The organism is Acinetobacter sp. UBA3461, from assembly GCF_002381195.1.
Taxonomy (GTDB): domain Bacteria; phylum Pseudomonadota; class Gammaproteobacteria; order Pseudomonadales; family Moraxellaceae; genus Acinetobacter; species Acinetobacter schindleri.
In genome coordinates, this window is the sequence record NZ_DFRO01000025.1 from 50773 (window position 1) to 72269 (window position 21497).

21 protein-coding genes are annotated in these 21497 nt (G+C 43.4%); 10 read left to right on the forward strand and 11 right to left on the reverse strand.

All coding sequences use genetic code 11. The features are described from left to right. Window positions 1-58: 58 nt before the first annotated feature. The 4 genes from B3D47_RS05820 to B3D47_RS05835 form a co-directional block, all read right to left on the reverse strand. On the reverse strand, window positions 59-1087 hold the full coding sequence (locus B3D47_RS05820; RefSeq protein WP_286860517.1) for an AraC family transcriptional regulator: 1029 nt from the start codon (window positions 1085-1087) through the stop codon (window positions 59-61). Between the two features lie 152 nt (window positions 1088-1239). Further along, window positions 1240-1689 carry a MaoC family dehydratase gene (locus tag B3D47_RS05825; RefSeq protein WP_286860520.1) on the reverse strand — a complete coding sequence of 150 codons (450 nt, stop codon included), beginning with the start codon at window positions 1687-1689 and terminating at the stop codon, window positions 1240-1242. A gap of 3 nt (window positions 1690-1692) precedes the next feature. Next, entirely contained in the window at window positions 1693-3537 is a 1845-nt protein-coding gene (locus B3D47_RS05830; protein ID WP_248603765.1) for an ABC transporter ATP-binding protein, read from the reverse strand. 252 nt (window positions 3538-3789) lie between these two features. After that, on the reverse strand, window positions 3790-5046 hold the full coding sequence (locus B3D47_RS05835) for a mechanosensitive ion channel family protein (protein ID WP_004809506.1): 1257 nt from the start codon (window positions 5044-5046) through the stop codon (window positions 3790-3792). A gap of 358 nt (window positions 5047-5404) precedes the next feature. Here B3D47_RS05835 and B3D47_RS05840 point away from each other — a divergent pair, with 358 nt between their 5' ends. After that, a complete protein-coding gene (locus tag B3D47_RS05840; RefSeq protein ID WP_286860525.1) occupies window positions 5405-6184 on the forward strand; it encodes a hypothetical protein in 780 nt (259 codons plus the stop codon). Window positions 6185-6339: 155 nt separating this feature from the next. Then, window positions 6340-6987, forward strand: a complete 648-nt coding sequence (locus B3D47_RS05845) for a ParA family protein (RefSeq protein WP_163171286.1) — start codon at window positions 6340-6342, stop codon at window positions 6985-6987. 75 nt (window positions 6988-7062) lie between these two features. On the opposite strand, the gene B3D47_RS05850 is transcribed toward B3D47_RS05845, so the two are convergent. From B3D47_RS05850 to B3D47_RS05870, 5 genes are all read right to left on the reverse strand, one after another. Continuing rightward, window positions 7063-7599, reverse strand: a complete 537-nt coding sequence (locus B3D47_RS05850) for a DUF2058 domain-containing protein (RefSeq protein ID WP_071320724.1) — start codon at window positions 7597-7599, stop codon at window positions 7063-7065. A 16-nt stretch (window positions 7600-7615) separates the two neighbouring features. Beyond that, entirely contained in the window at window positions 7616-8290 is a 675-nt protein-coding gene (locus B3D47_RS05855; protein WP_076753623.1) for a YoaK family protein, read from the reverse strand. A 46-nt stretch (window positions 8291-8336) separates the two neighbouring features. After that, a complete protein-coding gene (gene sstT, locus B3D47_RS05860; protein ID WP_005222275.1) occupies window positions 8337-9533 on the reverse strand; it encodes a serine/threonine transporter SstT in 1197 nt (398 codons plus the stop codon). Between the two features lie 311 nt (window positions 9534-9844). Continuing rightward, entirely contained in the window at window positions 9845-11596 is a 1752-nt protein-coding gene (locus B3D47_RS05865) for a SulP family inorganic anion transporter (RefSeq protein WP_286860532.1), read from the reverse strand. Between the two features lie 200 nt (window positions 11597-11796). Continuing rightward, on the reverse strand, window positions 11797-12108 hold the full coding sequence (locus B3D47_RS05870; protein ID WP_004809492.1) for an ArsR/SmtB family transcription factor: 312 nt from the start codon (window positions 12106-12108) through the stop codon (window positions 11797-11799). A 283-nt stretch (window positions 12109-12391) separates the two neighbouring features. Here B3D47_RS05870 and cysK point away from each other — a divergent pair, with 283 nt between their 5' ends. The 4 genes from cysK (at window position 12392) to B3D47_RS05890 (ending at window position 16882) form a co-directional block, all read left to right on the forward strand. Then, window positions 12392-13390 (forward strand): cysteine synthase A, encoded by a 999-nt coding sequence (gene cysK / locus B3D47_RS05875; protein WP_286860537.1) that lies wholly within the window; start codon window positions 12392-12394, stop codon window positions 13388-13390. A 148-nt stretch (window positions 13391-13538) separates the two neighbouring features. Further along, entirely contained in the window at window positions 13539-16223 is a 2685-nt protein-coding gene (locus B3D47_RS05880) for a heavy metal translocating P-type ATPase (protein WP_286860541.1), read from the forward strand. A gap of 4 nt (window positions 16224-16227) precedes the next feature. Continuing rightward, the gene (cueR, locus tag B3D47_RS05885) at window positions 16228-16659 is read left to right on the forward strand and encodes a Cu(I)-responsive transcriptional regulator (protein WP_248603771.1); all 432 of its coding nucleotides are present in this window, start codon (window positions 16228-16230) and stop codon (window positions 16657-16659) included. Window positions 16660-16687: 28 nt separating this feature from the next. Then, complete coding sequence (locus B3D47_RS05890) at window positions 16688-16882, forward strand: heavy-metal-associated domain-containing protein (RefSeq protein WP_005222267.1); 195 nt, start codon at window positions 16688-16690, stop codon at window positions 16880-16882. A gap of 42 nt (window positions 16883-16924) precedes the next feature. Here B3D47_RS05890 and B3D47_RS05895 read toward each other — a convergent pair whose 3' ends face one another. Together B3D47_RS05895 and B3D47_RS05900 are read right to left on the reverse strand one after the other, a co-directional pair. Next, window positions 16925-17530: a TetR/AcrR family transcriptional regulator gene (locus B3D47_RS05895; RefSeq protein WP_163165955.1), complete on the reverse strand. Its 606-nt coding sequence runs from the start codon at window positions 17528-17530 to the stop codon at window positions 16925-16927. A 210-nt stretch (window positions 17531-17740) separates the two neighbouring features. Further along, window positions 17741-18832 carry a zinc-binding metallopeptidase family protein gene (locus B3D47_RS05900; protein WP_004894986.1) on the reverse strand — a complete coding sequence of 364 codons (1092 nt, stop codon included), beginning with the start codon at window positions 18830-18832 and terminating at the stop codon, window positions 17741-17743. A 317-nt stretch (window positions 18833-19149) separates the two neighbouring features. Here B3D47_RS05900 and ureE point away from each other — a divergent pair, with 317 nt between their 5' ends. The 4 genes from ureE to B3D47_RS05920 all read left to right on the forward strand — a co-directional run. After that, window positions 19150-19632 (forward strand): urease accessory protein UreE, encoded by a 483-nt coding sequence (gene ureE / locus B3D47_RS05905; protein WP_286860555.1) that lies wholly within the window; start codon window positions 19150-19152, stop codon window positions 19630-19632. Further along, window positions 19619-20284 (forward strand): urease accessory protein UreF, encoded by a 666-nt coding sequence (locus B3D47_RS05910; RefSeq protein ID WP_163165957.1) that lies wholly within the window; start codon window positions 19619-19621, stop codon window positions 20282-20284. Before ureE ends, B3D47_RS05910 begins: the two co-directional genes overlap by 14 nt. 17 nt (window positions 20285-20301) lie before the next feature. Further along, the gene (ureG, locus tag B3D47_RS05915; protein WP_004809476.1) at window positions 20302-20916 is read left to right on the forward strand and encodes an urease accessory protein UreG; all 615 of its coding nucleotides are present in this window, start codon (window positions 20302-20304) and stop codon (window positions 20914-20916) included. Window positions 20917-20946: 30 nt separating this feature from the next. Then, window positions 20947-21497: urease accessory protein UreD (locus B3D47_RS05920; protein WP_286860559.1), on the forward strand; the 551-nt coding region annotated here is incomplete at its 3' end.

Consider the following 21497-nt stretch of genomic DNA (forward strand, 5'->3'; position numbering starts at 1 on the left):
ATCGCTTAGGTTCATTTTTGACATGATTTATACATTCTTTTGCTGCAAAACAAAAGGCTTATAGATACGGATCTTTACGCCAGTTGCTTGGACTGCGACCACTCCAGCGTTTAAAGGCACGACTGAAGTTGGCGACATCACTATAACCGAGTTCATCGGCAATCTGTTCCAGAGTGAAGTCTGTTCGTGAAAGCAGGGAAGTTGCATGACGATAACGTACTTCATCGACCAGTGTCGAGAAAGAAGTGCCTTCTGCGGCCAGCTGACGTTTCAAGGTACGATCCGACATATGCAGACGGTCGGCGACTGCTTCAATACTAAGATAATGCTGTTCTGAATTGGTCAGAATATCCCGTACCCGCATGGCAATACGATGCCGTTCACCCAGTGCAGAAAGTTCTGCTTCACACTGGTTAATCGCAATCTGGCTGGCAATTGGGTCGGCATGCACCAGTTTATTCATCAGATAGTTTTTATCAAAGCTAAGTAACAGATGTGGCTGTTCAAAACGGAACTGATGCGTAGGGAATTTCACCATAAAGCGTTCAAAACCTTCCGGCTTTTTAAAATCGAAATCAATTTCTCCGGTTGCATCGCTGATCCCGGTAATGGCTTTAGCCATACTGATCAGACCGATCATCAGGGCGATTGAAATTTCAGTACGCAGCGGTTCCATCTGAATATCAGTTTGTAGCTGTACTGTGGCCTTGATCCCAAAGGTCGAGAAGAACAGTTGCAGGAAGGGCAAACGCAACTGAATAAAACGATTGGCCAGCACCAAAGCTTCGGTAATATTGTTTGCCGTCATGATGGCATAGCCAATAAAGCCATGAATAGAAATACGCATCTGTGTGCCGAGATGATAGCCCAAGGTCGGTTCACCCGTCAGCTTGAGTGCGTGTTTAACCATATCATTGGCAATGGCAGTCGGAATTCGGAACTCAGGGTCTGCCAGCTGTTCGCTGGTCAGTCCAAAAGGTTGGAATAGCGACTCATCGTTATAGCCCCAGCGGGAGATAACGTCGAGAAGCAAAAGACCATAAACACCCGGGATGCCTTGGTCTTGGCGTGGAACAATCATCTTCATGCGCGATCCGTTGCACTCAGTTAAATTTTTTCTATTTATGCGCCCATATTGGCATGAACTAGCCAGTTTTATCTTTAAAATTGTTGGACAAAATGCCGAGCCTTACCCAAACACTTCAAGCAGATTAGCCTGAAATGTGGGTAAAAATCAAACTAAACTGCTGTAAATTCTCGCTTAAATACCAGAATATTTGTGGTTGAATTAAACAGAACCTGATCTTGCTGGTTCAAGGCTTGGGTTTCATAGCGAACGATGCCACGATCAGGTTTACGTTTGGAAGGTTGAATATCAGTGATGGTCACAATCACCCGGATTTCATCATCAGGGCGGGTCGGGCAGGGCCAACGCACATGCGAATCCGCCCCAATCAGACCATAAGCAACCGGGAAACATTCGGTCCATAAACGCATGACCACTGCAGCAGTATGCCAGCCACTGGCGGCCAGACCCCGGAAGATCGGATGCTGTTCGGCCTGTTCCGTATCGACATGAAACGGTTGCGGGTCATAGGCATGAGCAAACTTTAGAATTTCGTCCTTACTCATGCGGTAAGAGCGACTTTTAAACTCATCACCAATCTTCAGGTCTTCCAGATATAACATGTTCTATCCTTGTTCTTTTGTGTCGTGTTCTATTAAAAATCCGCCAGTCTGACGTTGCCATAGATGCGCATAAATTCCATTCAATGCCACCAGTTCATCATGTGTGCCTTGCTCGACAATCTTACCCTGATCCAGCACAATCAACCGGTCCATTTGCGCAATAGTAGAAAGACGGTGAGCAATCGCAATCACGGTTTTACCTTTCATCAGCTCATCCAGACTGCTCTGAATTGCCGCTTCAACTTCTGAATCCAGTGCACTGGTTGCTTCATCCAGAATCAGAATAGGTGCATCTTTCAGAAAGACACGGGCAATCGCAATACGCTGACGCTGACCACCAGACAGCTTGACGCCACGCTCGCCAACATAGGCCTCATAACCACGCTTACCGCGCATATCGCTTAGTTGCGGAATGAATTCCTCTGCCTCAGCTTTACGCACCGCCTCAAACATTTCTTCATCTGTCGCATTCGGACGGCCATATTTTATATTTTCAGCCACACTACGATGTAACAGTGAAGTGTCCTGTGTCACCATGGCAATATTCTTGCGCAGGCTATCTTGAGTCACATCTTCAATATTTTGTCCATCGATTAAAATACGACCTTGGTCAATACGATAGAAATTCAGCAATAGCTGAATCAGGGTAGATTTACCGGCACCAGAACGACCCACCACACCGATTTTTTCACCTGGTCGTATGGTCAGGTTCAAACCATCAATCACATTTTTGTCATTATAGGCAAAGCAAACATTATCAAATTTGATTTCACCCTGTTTCAGTTCCAGTTCTTTGGCATCCGGCTTGTCCTGAATCGAAATTGATTTACCCAGAGTTCCCATGCCGTCCTGAATGGTTCCGACATTTTCAAACAATTGCGAGGTTTGCCACATCAGGAATTCGGCAATACTGTTCAGTTTCAGTACCATCGCCGTAGTTGCAGCAATAATGCCGAGCTGAGCCTGACCTTCCATCCATAACCAGATCGCTGTCCCTAATACACCGCCATAGAGTACGAGGCTCAGCAATAAAATACTGATTTCATACTGGGCCCCCAGTCGCATCTGTTTATAAACCGTTACCATAAACTCTTGCATGGATGCTTTGGCATACTGGCTTTCACGGCCTGCATGAGCAAAAAGTTTAACGGTCTGAATATTGGTATAGGCATCGGTCACACGGCCAGTCATTACCGCACGGGCATCGGCCTGTTCATGCGAGATTTTGCTGAGACGGGGAATGAAATAGCTGGCAGCACAGATAAACAGTAGCAGCCATACCATCAGTGGAATAATCAGATAAGCAGAAATTGAACCGAGTACGATGTTAATGGTAATGAAATAGATCACTACATAGGCCAGCATATCGCCGAGAATGACCCAAAATTCACGGATCGCCAGTGAAGTCTGCATGACCTTGGCAGATAAACGACCGGCAAAGTCATTGTGGAAGAAATCCAGGCTTTGCTTGAGCAGCAGATTATGGAAACGCCAGCGCAAACGCATCGGGAAATTACTGTATAAAATCTGGTGCTTGATCAAGGATTGCGCACTGGCAAAGAAGATATTGGCCAGCAGGACTATAGTGAGTAAAGTCAGGTTGGTCGCATGTTGCTCCAAAAAGGTGTCTGGCTGACTTTGGCTGAGCCAATTAACCAGATCGCCAATTTTAGCATACAGCAAGGCCTCGAAACTGGCTGCACCCGCAGTACAAAGGACAAGAATCAACAGATAACGGCGTACGCCATAAGCCGCTTGCCAGACAAAAGGGAAAAAACTGGTGGGCAAGGGTTGGTTCAGATTTTTGGTGGGATAGGGATCTACCAGCCGTTCAAGCCATCGAAACATTAGTGTGCTCTTTTCTCATGCATTTTGCTTTTCACGGATTATAAAGGATTCTGTTTTTATAAGGCTGAATTAAGGTGAAATTGCCACAAAATGATTAACTAAATCAAACTTTAGGTTGCAAAGCTTAAAACCTGGAAAAGTTAATTTCAGGTAAATAAATTTTAAAAAGACATTGATGAGATTACATGTCTAAATCAATAAAAAAAGCCTGAGATGACGTATCATTTCAGGCCTGGAGTAACTGCGTTGAAATTAAGTAATAATTGGCGAAGCAGGCGCTGTAAATACTTCCTTAAAATCGCTGCCTGAAGGTGCCTGATACACTTTCAGGCCAAATTCAGGAATAATTGCCAATACATGATCCATAATATCAGACTGAATATTCTCATATTCAGTCCACACCGTGGTATTGGTAAAGGCATAGATTTCTAGCGGTAAGCCTTCACTGGTCGGCTGTAATTGACGCACCATCAGAGAAAAGTCTTTAGTAATACCCGGATGCTGTTGCAGATAAAATTCCAGATAGGCACGGAACGTTCCTAAATTAGTTAAACGGCGCTGATTATATTGGGAATTATGCTGTAACTGCTGGTTGAATTTGACCAGTTCTTCAGTCTTGGTATTCAGGTAATGATCGAGCAGGATAAAGTTTTTGAGTTTGGTCTGTTCTTCCTCACTCATAAAATGCACGCTGCTTTGATCAATATGAATCGAACGTTTGATACGACGTGCACCAGCTTCCTGCATTCCTCGCCAGTTTTTAAAGGTATCCGTCACTAACTTATTGGTTGGAATAGTCGTAACGGTTTTGTCAAAGTTTTGCACGGTCACAGTATGTAATGACATATCAATTACATCACCATCCGCATTCAGTGAAGGCATTTCAATCCAGTCACCGATACGCACCATGTCATAAGAAGAAATCTGTACTGAAGCCACCAATGAAAGAATCGTGTTCTGAAACACCAGCATCAGCACGGCAGCCATCGCACCGAAACCCGCCAGCAAAGTAAACACATCCTTTTTCAGGAAGGTACCCAGAATCATCAATCCACAGACAATAAAAATCAGCAGTTTCACTAGCTGCAAATAGCCTTTAATCGGTTTATTGCGTGATTTGGGGTTGCGCTGATAAATCAGGTTAAAAATATTCAGCAATTCACCCAGTGCTAGGGCAATGGTTAGGAAAATAAAAGCCTGAGCGCCCATCTGTACAAAGGTCTGCACTTTATCTGACAAGTGTGGAACCGTGCTGATCCCATTCATAATCACAATGGCGGGTACAATATTGGCAATACGGCGAATTACACTGTGTTCCGCAAAGATCGTGTTGTTGGCAAAAGGTAATTTGGAAATCAGTTTACGAATTCCACGAACAACAACCTGTTTGGCAAACAGATTGGCGATAAAAGCCACCGCAATCACAATGCTTAAAGAAGACAGCATTTCCAGCCAAGGGTATTGATCTGCCCAATCTTGAATGTTCTGAATAAATCTAAACTGTTCCAACTGATCTTTCTCTTCAATGTAAAAATGCCATACAGTTTATAGGCTTAGAAATTATTTATTAACCTTGAATAACGTTTTAAAACATATCTGTCCCGTTACAGCATTTTGATCCTTCAATATTATGCTTATAAAAAGATACAAAAACGGATAGAGAAGCAGATCCTGCTTATTTAAAATTTGATTAACCAGCGGTCATCCTTATGACTTGTTGAAATGATCAGGAAAGTTTTAAAACTGTTAATTACATCAGATGAACAGGAGACTTTATCGGCATTTCATATCAGCTTCTAAGTAGCTCAGCTATGATAAAGATGAATATTAAAGATCACCCTCCTACAAAAATACAAAGGGTAGAATTATGCAAAAACAGTTAGCAATTGCTGGTCTAGCCTTAGCGCTGAATGCCTGCGGTGATGGGAATGATGATATTTTTAGAGGTGTAGATGGTTCATCTTCAAGCCGTTTGACAGGTGTTTATCTTGGCAGTTTTACAGATGAAAATTTGAATCCGCGCTCTATTCTGGGTGTGATCGAAAAAAACAGTAATTTCTGGTTATTGTATTCACTGCCCGCAGATAATGGTTATACCGGTATTATGCGTGGGCAGTTTTCTTTATCGGGCAATCGCTTTAGTGCGACCAACATTCGCGACTATAATTTTGCCTTCAATCAAACTGCTAGTGTAACCCTGAATGGTCATTATACGGCGGAAAAGAACCTGCAGGGAAACGTCAATAATACCAATAATCGGCCTTTTAACCTTATTTATAATACGGATTACAGCCGTGACAATACCAGTATATCCAGCCTGCAAGGGCACTATAGCGGTCGAACCACGACTTTAACCAATAATGTAATTACTACAGTCAATATAGACCGTAGCGGAGTGGTGACAGGAATTGTCGGCGATCAGGACAAATGTGCATTTGCAGGAAGAGTGAGTTCGGAAAACAATGCACCATATTTTAATATTCATCTGGTCTTAACAGGTTCTGCAAGTTCCGACTGTTTGAATGGGGCACAGCAAGTAGATGGGATATTGCTGAATCAGATTGATAGCCAGTCAATTTATATGATGGCCGAGAACAGCAATCAGCAGGATGCAATTCTGTTTATTGGACAGAAAACTCAAAATTGATCTCAGTTAGAAAGCTTTTTAAACAAAGCATCTGAGGGTGCTTTTTTACAGTCTAATGAAAATGAGTTTTGACTTTTTAAATTAAATCATTCATTTTAAAACCATAATTATTTTAAGTATTTAATAATATTTTTTATTAAAAATGCGGGAATAACATGACGATCTTTGTGGTGACCAGCCCGAAACGAGGGTCAGGTAAAAGTACCTTGGCGATGAATCTGACAGAATATCTGCGTCTTCAAGCCAGAACACTCTATATTGATACTGATGACGATAAGCAGAATTTTGAATGGGTGGCTTTGCATCGTACAGGTTTTGGCTTTGAACATATTTCCTTAAAAGACCATCCAGATGAGTTAATGCGGCGTGTAGAACAGATCAAAACTCAATATGATGATATCGTGATTGATATCGACGGGCATGATAGTTATGCATTGCGCTCGGTGTTAATGCGAGCAGATAAACTGATTATTCCTATGTCAGCAGAGGCTGAAGAGCAGGAGATGTATAGCCAGATGCTACAACTGGCCATCAGTGTTGCACAGTTTAATACCCAGTTAAAAGTCTATGGAATACTGATGCGTGTACCTCAGCAGATCGAAATCTCGCAAATTGAAGCAAATCAAAATTTGCTCAAAGGCATTCCTGGTGCACATTTTTTGAATACTATTATTTATGAGGATGAAGCCTTTGGTGATGCAAAGAATTTGGGCTGTAGCATCTGGGAACATTCACCAGCACAAGGGCAACGTTTTGATCAATTTATTCAGGAGCTAATGGCTGATACAGCACAGCCAGTTTGATTGTCTGCCTCGAAAAATTATGATAATAGAGCTTAAAAAAAGCTCCCGAAATAGGGAGCTTTTGGCTTTCATGGATTACCACATCAAATCATCCGGAATTACATATGCTGCATATGGATCTTCTTCATCGGTGGTCTGTTCATTCTTCTCGGAATTATTCACAATGATAAAGCCTTCCATTTTGGCATTGATACGATCCGCCAGCGCTTTAGGCAGGAAAGCATAGCTGTCATTTTCGCGGGCGATCACCAAACTGCCTGCAACCAGGGCATTATAAATTTGCTGATTCAGATAGACTTTCTTGATTTTAGAATCATCAATAAACTGATAGGAAATCTCACCATCAGTATCGCGAATTTTATGCTGATTGATCATTTGCATGATGGCAGCTTTGAGTTCTTTTTCCTGCAGCGCTGCCTTTTTCTCTTGTTCAATGGCCTGATCTTTTGCCAGTTTCTCCTGTTTGGCCTGTTCAATTTTCGCCTTGATTTCAGCTTCACTGCTATCACCAGTGCGCTTTTCATGAATGGCCTGCTTTGACAATTTTTTTGCTTTCTTATTATCGACCAGACCTGCCTTTAACAATTGTGCCTGTAGTGCGTTTTTAACCATGAGTATTTCCAGAGAATTAATGCTGTAAGCGTCGATAACGTAAATAAATGATCCAGTAAATCAGGCTTAGACTAAGGCTGAGTGCTGCCGGGATCAGGAATGCGTTTAATTTTAAATAAGGATAAATACAGCTGGCAAGAATACCGCCAATTAAAAATCCGATCAGGATCAGTAAATGCAGGATAGTCCGTCGAGATTCAACTTCCAGTCCACGCAACTTATAGCCTAACGACAGCCCAAGATCGGTTAATACACCAGATAAATGCGTAGTGCGGATAATCGTGCCTTTATAGTGACTGACCATGGCATTTTGCACACCCATCGCCACACAGGCCCACAGCAAGCCATAATGAGGAAAATATGGTAACAAGATCCAGCACAGGATAATAAAAAGAGCCACCAGACTAAGCGGATATCCATAACGGCGGCCTAGCTGAAAGTGGCTATTTCCCAAGATAAGACCGCTATACATTGAGCCAATGACATAACACGCAGTAACCAGGCACAGATAGAGAATCTGTTCAGGCTGCCATTGCACCAGTGCCATGGCCAGCATACTGATATTGCCGGTCATATGGGAAACGGATTGGTGCAGGAGAGTAACCAGACCGAGTACATTAATCATGCCGGCATTCACGGCAAGAAAAAATGCACCCAGTTGAACCCAGATGGGTAAACGCTGTAATGGCATAAGAACTCAACATCTATTGGCAAAATATTGAATTATCAATATAAGATCAATTAGATGCGCGGTCTACAGCTGTAGTAAATAAAACGTCAGTTGATGAGTTGAGTGCAGTTTCAGTTGAATCCTGCAATACGCTAATCACCATACCGATTGCAACGACCTGCATTGCGATATCAGAAGAAATACCAAACAGACCACATGCAACTGGAATCAGCAGCAATGAACCGCCGGCAACACCAGAGGCACCACAGGCAGAAACAGTTGCAACCACAGAAAGAATAATCATGGTGGTTAAATCAACATGAATGCCTAACGTATTTACCGCTGCAAGCGATAACACGGTAATGGTTACAGATGCACCCGCCATGTTAATGGCTGCACCCAGTGGAATGGCTACACTTGAAGTGGATTCAGACACACCTAAGCGTTTCGCCAGATCCAGATTTACCGGAATATTTGCAGCTGAGCTACGGGTAAAGAATGCAGTGATGCCACTTTCGCGCAAGCAGGTAAAGACTAGTGGATAAGGATTGGCACGTGTCACCAATGCAACCAGTAATGGATTCACCACCAGTGCTACGAAGGCCATCGTACCAAGCAATACTGCCAGCAAATGACCGTAGCTTTCTAAAGTTTCCAGACCCGCTTCGGCAAAAGTAACTGCTACCAGACCAAAAATACCGACAGGTGCAAAGCTAATTACCAGACGGATCACATGGTTAATGGCATTTGCTGCATCATTTAATACGGTTTTAGTGGTTTCAGATGCATGACGGAATGCAATGCCCAGTGCCACAGCCCAAGCCAGAATACCAATGAAATTTGCTTCAGCAATTGCAACCACCGGGTTCGCAACAAAGCTGAGCAGCAGATTTTTCAGGATTTCACTTAAACTGCCTGGTGGCTGTAAGTCACCTTGTGCAGCGACGTCCAGGAACAGCGTACTTGGAAACATGATGCTGGCAATTACAGCACTCACTGCGGCCAGGAACATGCCGATCGCATACATGTACATGATCGGGCGCATACGGGAGTTTCCTTGACCCACTTTAAAGTTAGCAATGGAAGCCAGAACTAAAATGAAAACGAGGACAGGAGCGACAGATTTAAGAGCTTTAATAAAAAGGTCGCCTAGCAGGCTGAGGTAGGGCGCATATTCTGGAAAAACCAGCGCGACACCAATACCAAGTATAATGGCAATGATGATTCGGGAGACTAAACTCATACGCGAAAGGGCAGAGAACATAAGGTTGCCTTGTGTAAATTACGAGGGCTAAATGCGGAAAAAATTTGCGTTATTTTATACTTAAAATTCTATGTGCTTAAAATATATTTTTAGTTTAAATATAAGTTTATGAAAATAAATGATAATTATAGAAAACTACCTGTATTTTTTTGCCTATAATTTAATCAAAATCAGGCTTTGGACAAAATTTTAAGATGAAAATGTATATCATATATTTATTATAGAAATGCTCTTAAAAAAGTGATCAATTTTGCTGATACTACGAGATGCCTTCAAAATTAATCACGTTGTTCCTGGAACAGTCAAATGAGTTAAATGGAATAATCTTTACTGTGATCATTAAACAGATCGGGGGAGAGATCCCGAATTGCCTGATAGTGCGTCAGATAAATCCGTCCACTGAGATGTTTAAGCAATTTGGATTCCTGTAAGCGATCCATGACTGGTCCTTTCACTTCAGCAAAGTGTAGACGAATATTGAGTTTGGACAGTTCTGTATTCAGATCTTCCAGCATTTCCAGAGCACTAAGGTCAATGGCACTGATACTGGAACAGTTCAAAATGACATGCTCAAGCTGTTCTTTACCACTGACTGCATTAATCAAAAAGCCCTTAAAGGCATTAGCGTTCAGGAAGCTTAGATTTTCATCAATACGCAAGGAAAGCACCTGATCTGAGGTCAGCACCTGATGGCGCTGCACATTGCGGAAATGCTGGGTGCCTTCAATCAGGCCGACTACTGCAATATGCGGACGGGAAATACGCCACAGCATCAGCACGAAGGTGGAAATAATGCCAATGATCAGACCTGTCGAGATATCAATCAGTACCACACCAAAGAAAGTTACCCACATGGCAATCCCGTCTGCTTTGGAATAGCGCCAGGCGTTCATAAAGGGCTGGAAATCAACCAGTTTCCAGATCGATACAATGATCGTGGCGGCAAGAATCGCCAGTGGCAGCTCTTCAAAGAAACCGGTAAAAAATAGGCTGACCAAAATAATCAGCAGGGAAGACAGTACACCCGCCATTGGCGTTCTGGCACCAGCATCCGCGTTGACCACAGTACGTGACAAGCTACCAGTAACTGGAAAGGCAGAACTGACTCCGGCACTAATATTGGCAATACCCAGTGCAATCAGTTCCTGGTTACTGTTCAGCTGGCTGCGTTGCTGTAATGCAGTCGCTTGCGCAATAGACAGCGATTCCACAAAACTGATCATCGCAATCATGGTCGCGCCTGGCAGCAAGGTGAGCACTAAATCCCAGTTCCAGTGTGGAAAACTTAAAGGTGGAAATCCGGAAGGAATTGCACCTACCGTTTTGATCCCTTGTGTTTGCAGATTTAGATACACCACAGCCAAAATACCTAAAGCGACTAGCATTAATGGTACAGCACGCACCAGAAAATCAGTCGATCCAATCCGGCTTTGTACAGACTGGGATTTCAGAATTTTTGGAAGATAGATCAGCAGGCCAATGGACAGCAGCCCAAAAACCAGACTTGGCCAGTGAATCAGATGGAGATATTCCAACAGGCTAAACACAAATTGCTGAAGATTATTGGCTTGTAATGGCACATCGACCAGAAACTTAAACTGTCCAACCGCAATCAGCAGCGCAGAAGCAATAATAAAACTCTGAATTACCGGATGGCTAATCAGCTGAATCAAAAAACCAAAACGCATTAAGCCTAATAATAGGGAAATGATTCCGACCATCAGCGCCAATAAAGTTGCTGCTTCGATATAGACGGGTGAACCGACTTCAAATAAAGGATTCAGCGTGGCGAAGGTCATCATGGAAATGATGGCCACAGGACCAATCGACAAGGTACTGCTACTACCTAGCATAGCGTACAGAATCATAGGCAGGATACTGGCATATAGCCCCATGATCGGCGGCAATCCAGCCAGCATGGCATACGCCATACCTTGCGGCACCAGCATGGCAACCACAATTAACGAAGCCAGCACGTCGGACTTGAATTTAACCGGACTATAGTGGCTTAACCATGACCAGGCCGGTAATAATTGCAGCAGTTTTGACTTCGAATTGGACATATAAAAGTCTAAATCACAAATATAGATATATTATGCACATTTTCTGCTAAGAAATCATGAATAAAAGTGGAGCTTGATCAACCCTCATATAAAAAATGACCTGACCAGTTCTTAGCAATGATTCTGTCTCAAAGAGATGATCTACATATTGAAGATCATCTCCAGTGCTAAGAGGAATGTTTAGACTCTAGATAAAATGCTTAAGCTTTTGCACAGTACAATTGATACAGCGTATTCAGGATGACCACCAGATTCTGATCTTTAATAGAATAGAAAATTTGCTTACCATCGCGGCGGGTACTGACCACATCACTTTTACGTAACATCATCAATTGCTGGGAAAGTGTAGGTTGCTGGATGTGGGTGAGATTTTCAATTTGGGAAACGTTGAGTTCCGCTTGGGAAAGATGACATAGGATGATGAGACGGTCAGTGTTTGCAAGAGATTTCAGGATGCCAACCACCTGATCAGCTGAATCACGCATGGTGGTGATTTCAAGATCGGTATTCATTCAGAATGTCCATAGAGATAAAATACAGCGCGAATGATTATAAAGGTCTGAATCCTTAAACATTTGGTAAAAATCACTTATTTTTATGGCTTTTTGTGAATTTAAATATCAATAAAAATTATATATTTGACATTAAATAATCAGTTATTTTTATTGTAAATTAATAACTTATACAACAGTTGGTTTGCCATAATAGAGTGCAGATTCCACTTTCTTCTACAAAATCTGAAAATACTTGTATGATGATAGTGCACTTCGAGCTAATAACATCAGGGATATACTAATGAGTACAGATGCAGCATTTCCTACGCCCAACAATCTGGGAATAGCGGTTTACAGTAACAATGCAGAAGCCATTGGCAATACACCTCTTGTGCGCATTAACCGTGCCATCACAGGCGGGGCAACTGTACTTGCGAAAGTTGAGAGCCGTAACCCGGCATTTTCGGTGAAATGCCGTATTGGTGCAGCGCTGATTGCAGATGCTGAAAAATCTGGCAAGTTAAAACCAGGCATGCACATCGTTGAACCAACCAGTGGCAATACCGGCATTGCACTGGCTTTCGTTGCTGCAGCAAAAGGCTATCCACTTACGCTGACCATGCCAGCCAGCATGAGTGTAGAGCGCCGTAAAGTGGTCAAAGCCTTTGGCGCTAACCTGATTTTGACTGAACCTGCGAAAGGCATGAAAGGTGCAGTAGATGAAGCGGTTCGTCTAGTGACTGAACAGCCTGAAACATATTTCTTGCCACAACAGTTTGAAAACCCCGCTAACCCGAAAATTCATGAAGAAACGACTGGCCCAGAAATCTGGGAAGCGACTGGCGGTAATGTTGATATTCTGGTTGCTGGTGTAGGAACTGGCGGTACCATTTCAGGTATTTCACGTTACTTCGAAAAAGTCCGTAACAAGCCGATCTATTCGGTTGCCGTTGAGCCAGCTGAGTCACCAATTATTGCTCAGGCGAAACGTGGTGAATCATTGACGCCTGGACCACATAAAATCCAGGGGATCGGTGCGAACTTTATTCCTGGTAACCTTGATCTTGATCTGGTAGATGAAGTCATTGCGATTGACAGTACTACGGCAGTGGAATGGGCACGTAAAACGGCATCGCAAGAAGGTATTTTAGTGGGTATATCAAGTGGTGCTGCGATGGCTGCGGCTGCACAACTTGCAGCACGTCCTGAAAATTCAGGTAAAAACATTGTGGTAATTTTGCCAGATGGTGGTGAACGTTACCTGTCATCGATATTGTTTGAAGATATTTCTGCAGAATAATTTTCAGCAAGTATTTGGCAATACGTTAAAAGCCCGGGTTTATGATCCGGGCTTTTTTATTTTCACATAAAGACTTGACCTTCCAACTATGGGAAGGTTTAAGCTATAAGCTAGATTCAAACCACCAATAAAATGAAGGAGATGTGCCATGCAGGAACTGTCGAATACTCGACTGTATCAAACGACTGTACAGATTGAAGGCATGACCTGTGCTTCTTGCGTGGCACGGGTAGAAAAGGCTTTAAAGAAAATTGAAGGCGTAGTTTCGGCTCATGTCAATCTATCTACGGAAAAGGCATCGATTAGTGCCGATCATGTGATTCCCTGTGCCGAGATTATCCAGAAAATAGAGCGTGCTGGCTTTAAGGTGGTACAACAGAAATTCGAACTGGATATTGAAGGCATGAGCTGTGCCTCTTGTACTGCCCGAATTGAAAAAGCCCTCAAAAAAATTCCAGAAGTGCTGGAAGCCAATGTGAATCTGTCTACCGAAAAGGCTTATGTCACTGCAGTCAGTTCTTTACAGCAACAGGTCTTGGTCAAAGCCATTCAGAAAGCCGGTTTTGATGTCAAAGCAGATCAGCTTGAACTAAATATTGAAGGGATGACTTGTGCATCCTGCGTCGCTCGGGTGGAAAAAGCACTCAATAAAGTGGAAGGCGTCACTGCGGCCAGTGTCAATCTGGCCACTGAAACGGCACAGGTTTCTGGTTCAAACCTGAATATTGCTAATCTGATCCAAGCGGTTAAAAAAGCCGGTTATGAGGCACAGCTAAAAACTGCAAAAGTGAATTTCACCGAGCAGCAGAATTTCCAGCATAAAAAAGCTGAAGAAACAGCTTCATTGTATCGTGATCTTTGGATTGCCCTGGCGCTGGCATTACCGGTATTTATTCTGGAAATGGGATCACATCTGCTTCCGTCCTTCCATCATTTTGTTGTGCATAATATTGGTACGCAGAACAGCTGGTATATCCAGTTTGTACTGACCACTTTGGTATTATTGTTTCCGGGGCGGCGTTTCTACCAGCATGGGATTCCAGCTTTACTGCGACTGGCACCTGATATGAACTCGCTGGTAACGGTGGGTACATTGGCAGCATATCTGTTTTCCGTTATCGCAACATTCTTCCCATTTTTATTGCCGCAAGCCACCGTACATGTCTATTTTGAAGCGGCAGCGGTCATTATTGCCTTGATCCTGTTAGGTCGCTACCTGGAAGCACGTGCCAAAGGCAAAACCTCACAGGCGATTCAATACCTGATTGGCCTGCAGCCTAAAACCGCACGTGTCTTACAGGATGGACAATGGCTGGACCTGCCCATTTCCGAAGTCCAGCAGGATATGATCATCGAAATTCGCCCGGGTGAAAAAGTCGCAGTAGATGGTGTAGTGACTTCCGGTCATAGCTATGTCGATGAAGCGATGGTGACGGGTGAACCGGTGCCTGTGGCCAAAAATACTGATGATAGAGTGGTTGGCGGCACTATTAACCAGAATGGAACCTTGCAAATCCGTGCGACCGCCGTGGGTGAAGATTCAGTACTGGCGCAGATCATTAAAATGGTCGAGCAGGCGCAAGGTGCCAAACTGCCGATTCAGGCAGCTGTAGATAAAGTTACCTTATGGTTTGTGCCTGCGGTAATGGGTCTGGCTTTATTGACCTTTATAGTCTGGTTCCTGCTTGGTCCTGAGCCACAATTGAGTTATGCACTGGTTAATGCCGTGGCAGTTCTGATTATTGCCTGTCCATGTGCCATGGGCCTGGCAACACCGACCTCGATTATGGTCGGTACCGGTCGTGCGGCAGAAATGGGGGTGCTGTTCCGTAAAGGCGAAGCTCTACAGTTATTGCAGCAAACTAAAGTTGTGGCAGTCGATAAAACCGGAACACTGACAGAAGGAAAACCTGTCATGACTGATTTTCAGGTGCTAGAAGGTTTTAATGAACAGCAGGTTTTGCAACTGATCGCCTCGGTAGAAGCCAAGTCTGAACATCCGATTGCCTATGCGATTGTGCAGGCAGCAAAAGAGCAGCAGATCGAATTAATCGAAGTAAGTGAATTTGATTCGATTACTGGTGCCGGGATCAAAGCACAGATCAATAATCAGGATATCCAGATTGGTGCTGAACGATTGATGCAACAGCTGGGTTTAAATACCGAGCACTTTGCTGGAATAGCCTCTAAATTGGGACAAGAAGGCAAGACACCGCTGTATGCAGCGCTCGATGGAAAACTGGCAGCCATTATTGCTGTAGCTGATCCGATTAAAGATACCAGCTTTAAAGCCATTGAAGAATTGCATCGTCAAGGTCTGAAAGTCGCAATGATTACGGGTGATAACCCACATACGGCGAATGCGGTAGCACAACAACTCAAGATCGATCATGTGATTGCTGAAGTCTTACCTCATGAAAAAGTCGATGCCGTAAAAATGCTGCAAAAAGAGCATGGCATCGTAACCTTTGTGGGTGATGGTATTAACGATGCACCGGCTCTCGCGCAGGCAGATGTCGGCATAGCGATTGGTACGGGAACTGATGTTGCAATTGAAGCAGCAGATGTAGTACTGATGTCTGGTAATATGCAGCATGTCGCCACCGGCATTGGCATCAGTCAGGCCACCATCAAGAATATTCGACAGAACCTGTTCTGGGCCTTTGTCTATAATATTGCATTGATCCCAATTGCTGCGGGTATCCTGTATCCATTCTTTGGCATCCTGCTTTCGCCAATGTTTGCCGCAGGTGCAATGGCTTTGTCATCAGTATTTGTTGTCAGCAATGCCTTGCGTTTAAAGCTATATCAGCCACTATCAGCACAGGAGTAAATCAGTGAATATTGGACAAGCCGCCAAACGATCCGGTATCTCGGCCAAAATGATTCGCTATTATGAAGAGATTGGTCTGTTACCTGCGCCGAAACGCAGTGAAAGTGGCTATCGTGACTATAGCGATTCTGATATCCGTATGCTCGATTTTATCCAGCATGCACGCGAGCTGGGATTTTCCTCGGAACAGATGAAAGAGCTGTTAAGGTTATGGCAGAATGAAGTGCGGCAGAGCAGTGAAGTTAAACAGCTGGCACAAAAACATATCACTATACTGGAACAGAAAATTCAGGATATGCAGGCCATGGTCAAAATTTTGAAGCAATCGGTCGCGCGTTGTGCTGGTGATGAGCGTGCCGATTGTGCAATTTTAAAAGATATCGAGCAGGGACTGGATACAAATCCACCCTCCAGCCATCACTCAACTTCAAGTTAGAATAAATCATTCCTAAGGAGATAAGCGCATGAAATTTCGTATTGAAAATATGACCTGTGGCGGTTGTGCACGTAGTGTTACTGCAACCATCAAGGATCTGGATGAACATGCACGTGTTGAAATCGACGTAGAGAAAAAGCTGGTTGAAGTAGAAACTGGCGTACATCAGGATGAAATCGTTGCTGCACTGACTGAAGACGGTTTTCCACCTGTAGCAGTATAAGTAGCGCTACGAAAGCAAGCCTGACCTGTGTGTCGGGCTTTTTTATACAGAGGTATTGTTGGGTGCAATCATCAAGGCTTGATTGACATAGAGTTCAATCAATCGTTCACGAGAACCGATAGCTTTTTGATAGCTGGTTGAATTCAGTAACAAGGAAGCGCCATAGGTCACTGTCCAGATAAAAGACAGATAATCCCGGATCGACATGCTACTGTTATTGGCATCCAGATATTCACGAGTAAGGTCACGGATACTCAGAATCCGTTCTTCACGAACCTGATACAGTTCCTGAAACAGTTCTTTCAGACCTTTTTCAGTATTGGTCAGGCGCTCCTCAATCATATGCAGTAAAATGGTTCGATTGGAATTGTGCAAATGATAAAGCATATATTCCGATACATAAGTCCGGAAGTCAGTATTAAAACGTTTGGAAATCTCTAGAAGACGCTGTTCATTTAAAATAATCAGTTCCAGATATAACTGGTTTTTGCTTTTAAAATGCTTATAAATGGTCCCCTTGGCAATATCCATTTCACTGGCAAGCTCATTCAGCGTAATGTCTTCGTTATTATCCAGAAGCAGGTTCTCGGCCATGCTCAGAATTTTTTCTTTACGCAGAAGAAAGTTCTGTTGTCTTACACTACTCATCTTATCTTTACTAACGTGTCGAAAAAGAACAATAACAGCCTAATTATTTTCAGATTAAATGAATATCAAACTATGGTCGTGCATGGTAATAAAATTGTCTGATAATTGATCATTTACTGGCTAAATTCATGAAAATGACCAGGATCTGGTGGCTAAACGGCAATGTAGAAGATAATTCTCATTGTTTTAGAACTTGACGGGGCAGCGATTTTAGCCGGGTAATTTTGAATCAGCTTCTTTAAATGCTTTGTCCAGTACATGACTATGAATAAAGCGCAACTTGTTTTTTACTACTTCGGTAAGCGTAAATGGATAGGCATCTTCCAGTCCCATGCTACGATTCAGGGCGTTCAGGTTAAACGTTAAAGTGATCCAGTTATCCAGAATGTGTTCAATGTCTTTGCCGCCAATCGGGCATTCATTAAAGGACATGCTGGCCAAGGTTTTACCATTTCCATCAACACGCAGGCCACCATAAAAAGCGGTTTCCAGAGTGTCCATAATATGCAGATAATGCGCCCAAGTTTCAGCCCAATCTTCCCATGGGTGTGCCGTCGCATAGGTGCTGATATATTTTTCTTGCCAATTTTCTGGCGCACCTTCTTCATAATGGCGCTGCAGCGCAGTAGCATAATGCTGACGTTCATCGCCAAAATAAAGTCTAAATTCTTCAATCAGTTCTGGATGAAGATGCTGCATGATACTGAAATAAAAATGCCCACTTTCATGGCGGAAGTGACCCAAAAGAGTGCGATAATTTTCACCCATATCAATACGCGTGGTTTCCCGATACACCACATCTGCTTCAATGGCATTCATGGTGATCAGGCCATTGGCATGCCCGGTTAACACTGGCTTACCATCCATAGGCAATAAAAAGTGAAAACGCAGACCAAACACATCATCATCTGTACGTTTTGGACGCGGCATCATATTCATGCGCTGGGTAAGATATAAAAAGCGCCGTTTGGCCTCTTCAAGCCGTCGCCAGTAGGTAATAACGTCGGGATCATCCAGATTGGGAATGATATGGGTCAGCTGACAGGACTCGCAGTAGTCCTCATCGCAATCGCCCGGAATCATCCAGTTACAGACCTGATAATGGGTATAGTTATAGCAAGGCTTATAGTGCGTGGCACGATATTCTGATTTCAGCGGAATCCACTCATCTTCACTGATTTTTTCAAAAGTGCACATGTCCTTTTCCGATGCGATATAACCAATCGGAGATTTGCAGTGATGGCATTCAGTAGAATAAAAAAAGATCTGATGCTCACATTTTGGACATTCAAAATATTTCATTTTCACTCCGTGAAAAGCGTGGAACCGCTAAGCCCGAGTAATTTTACTTAAATCCAGTTGCTAGCATATCATTTAAATAAAATTAAATAATTCAGATAATTAAGTCAAACTAACTAAATTATTAACTCAGCTGGCTGCTCTTATATTTTAGCCGCAATTGAAGATAGGTGAAATGTCATTCGTAATTTTTATGTAAGAAAATTGAATCCAATATCTTGGCACGATAAATGCTTTATTTTGATGCAATATTTTCTGTTTTTTGATCAATTGTTCCGCTTTGGAACGTGATGAATCAAATTGATGCATATAGGGCCAAGATGAAGATTTTTACCCAACGTCTGGAAGATGCCAGTCACTCTACTAATATTGAAAGCATTGAACTCAGCTTTGATACGCGTCAAAAAAGCCGTTTCCGCGCTATGCTAAAAAATGGCACCGATATTGGTGCAGATCTGCCACGTACCGGGATTTTACGTAGTGGTTCAGTCATCGCCACCGATCATGGTGAATTGCTGCGTGTTAATGCCAAGCCAGAAACCTTGATGCAGGTCACTGCAGATCATGAATTTGATCTTTTAAAGGCAGCCTATCACCTGGGTAATCGTCATGTGCCACTGATGCTGACCCCAACGGCACTGTATTTTGAACCGGATCATGTGCTGGCTGAAATGGTCGAAGGTTTAGGTTTACATGTAGATACCGTACAACATCCGTTTGAACCAGAGAGTGGTGCGTATGCACAGCATCAGCATGATCACCGTTTAAGTCCAATCAAGTCACTGCATCATGTCGCACATTAAGGCTTCTCAATTACTCAGCCTGCTAACCCTGTCTTCGACGGCACTACCGGTCGGCGCTTACTGCTATTCACAAGGGGTTGAAAGCGCGATTGATACCGGCTTGATTCATGACGAAGCTTCCAGCATTGCCTACTTTAATGAAGTGTTGGAAATGCTATTGTTGCGGTTCGAACTGCCGATTTTAAAACGTTTAATGCAAAGCTATGACGATGAAATCATATTTCAACATTGGGCTGAAATTTACAGGGCAAGCCGTGAAAGTAAGGAATTACTGGCAGAATCCCAGCAGCTGGCATTTTCACTGAATGCCTGGATTCGTGATGTACTCAAGCGACCAGTAAAAGTCAAAAAACAGTATGGCTACGTTCCAGTCTATGCCCAGTTGTGTGGCGAATTGCATTTAGAAGTCGATGATGTTCTGACTGCTTATGCATTTGCTGTTCTGGAAAATCAGGTATTAGCTGCTGTGAAAACAGTGCCTTTGGGGCAAATGAGTGGCCAACGGATTCTCTGGCATCTGCATGGAGAAATTCCGGCACTTATCGAGCGTGCCATTAACCTGAGTGATGATGAGATGAGTAGCGCTTTGCCGAATTACGCCATGCTGAGTATGCGCCATGAAAATCAATATTCCCGTTTATTTAGATCTTAAAAATTAAAGGAAAAATTATGTCAGAACGTAGTCCATTACGCGTTGGAATCGGTGGCCCAGTGGGTTCAGGTAAAACTGCTTTAACCCTGAATTTGTGTCAGGCCTTGCGAAATAAATACAACATGGCCGTGGTCACCAATGACATTTATACCAAGGAAGATTCGAACTTCCTGACCCGTAATGAAGCGATGTCGCCTGACCGTATTGTTGGTGTTGAAACTGGTGGCTGTCCACATACTGCGATTCGTGAAGATGCCTCGATTAACCTCGCTGCAATTGATGACCTGTGTGAAAAGTTTGATGGACTGGAGCTGATCATTATTGAAAGTGGTGGCGACAACTTAGCCGCGACATTTAGCCCAGAACTTTCAGACTTAACGCTTTATGTGATTGATGTTGCAGGTGGTGAAAAGATTCCACGTAAAGGTGGCCCGGGTATTACCAAATCGGACTTACTGATCATTAATAAAACCGACCTAGCACCGATGGTGGGTGCAAATCTGGATGTTATGGATCAAGACGCAAAACGTATGCGTGGCGAGAAACCATTTTTATTTTCCAATATGAAAACCAAAGATGGTCTTGAGCAAATTATTGAATTTATCGAAAAACAAGGTCTGTTTAAGGCATAGGTTAGTTAGTCAGGATAAGTGCACAACGAAATGAATAGCGTGGTAGAAGCAGAACGCGGCTCAGCAGCAAAACTCTGGTTTGCACGTTTGCAACTGGGTTTTGAGGCAGATTGCAGTAATGGACGAACCATTCTGCAGCATCGCAAACATGAGGGTCCGGTTCGTGTGCAAAAAATGCTGTGGCCTGAAAAAACCGGAGTCTGTCATGCAATTATTGTACATCCACCTGCCGGAATTGCCGGAGGAGATCACCTGAGTTTCGATATGCGCGTCGGAGCAAATGCGCACGGACTGGTGACCACACCAGGTGCAGGTAAATGGTACAAGACCAATCTGAAACAGGCCTATCAGCATATTGATATTCGTGTGGAAGAAAAGGGGATTTTTGAATGGCTGCCGCAGGAAACCATGCTATTTGATGGTGCCAATGCACATGCGTCCACCACCATTCATTTAGATCAAACTGCCAGTTTTATTGGCTGGGATATGCTGGTAATTGGCCGTCAGGCAAGATACGAGCAGTTTGAGCAGGGCGGTTATCGCAGCCGTTTTCTACTGTATCGCGGTTCAAAGCTATTGGT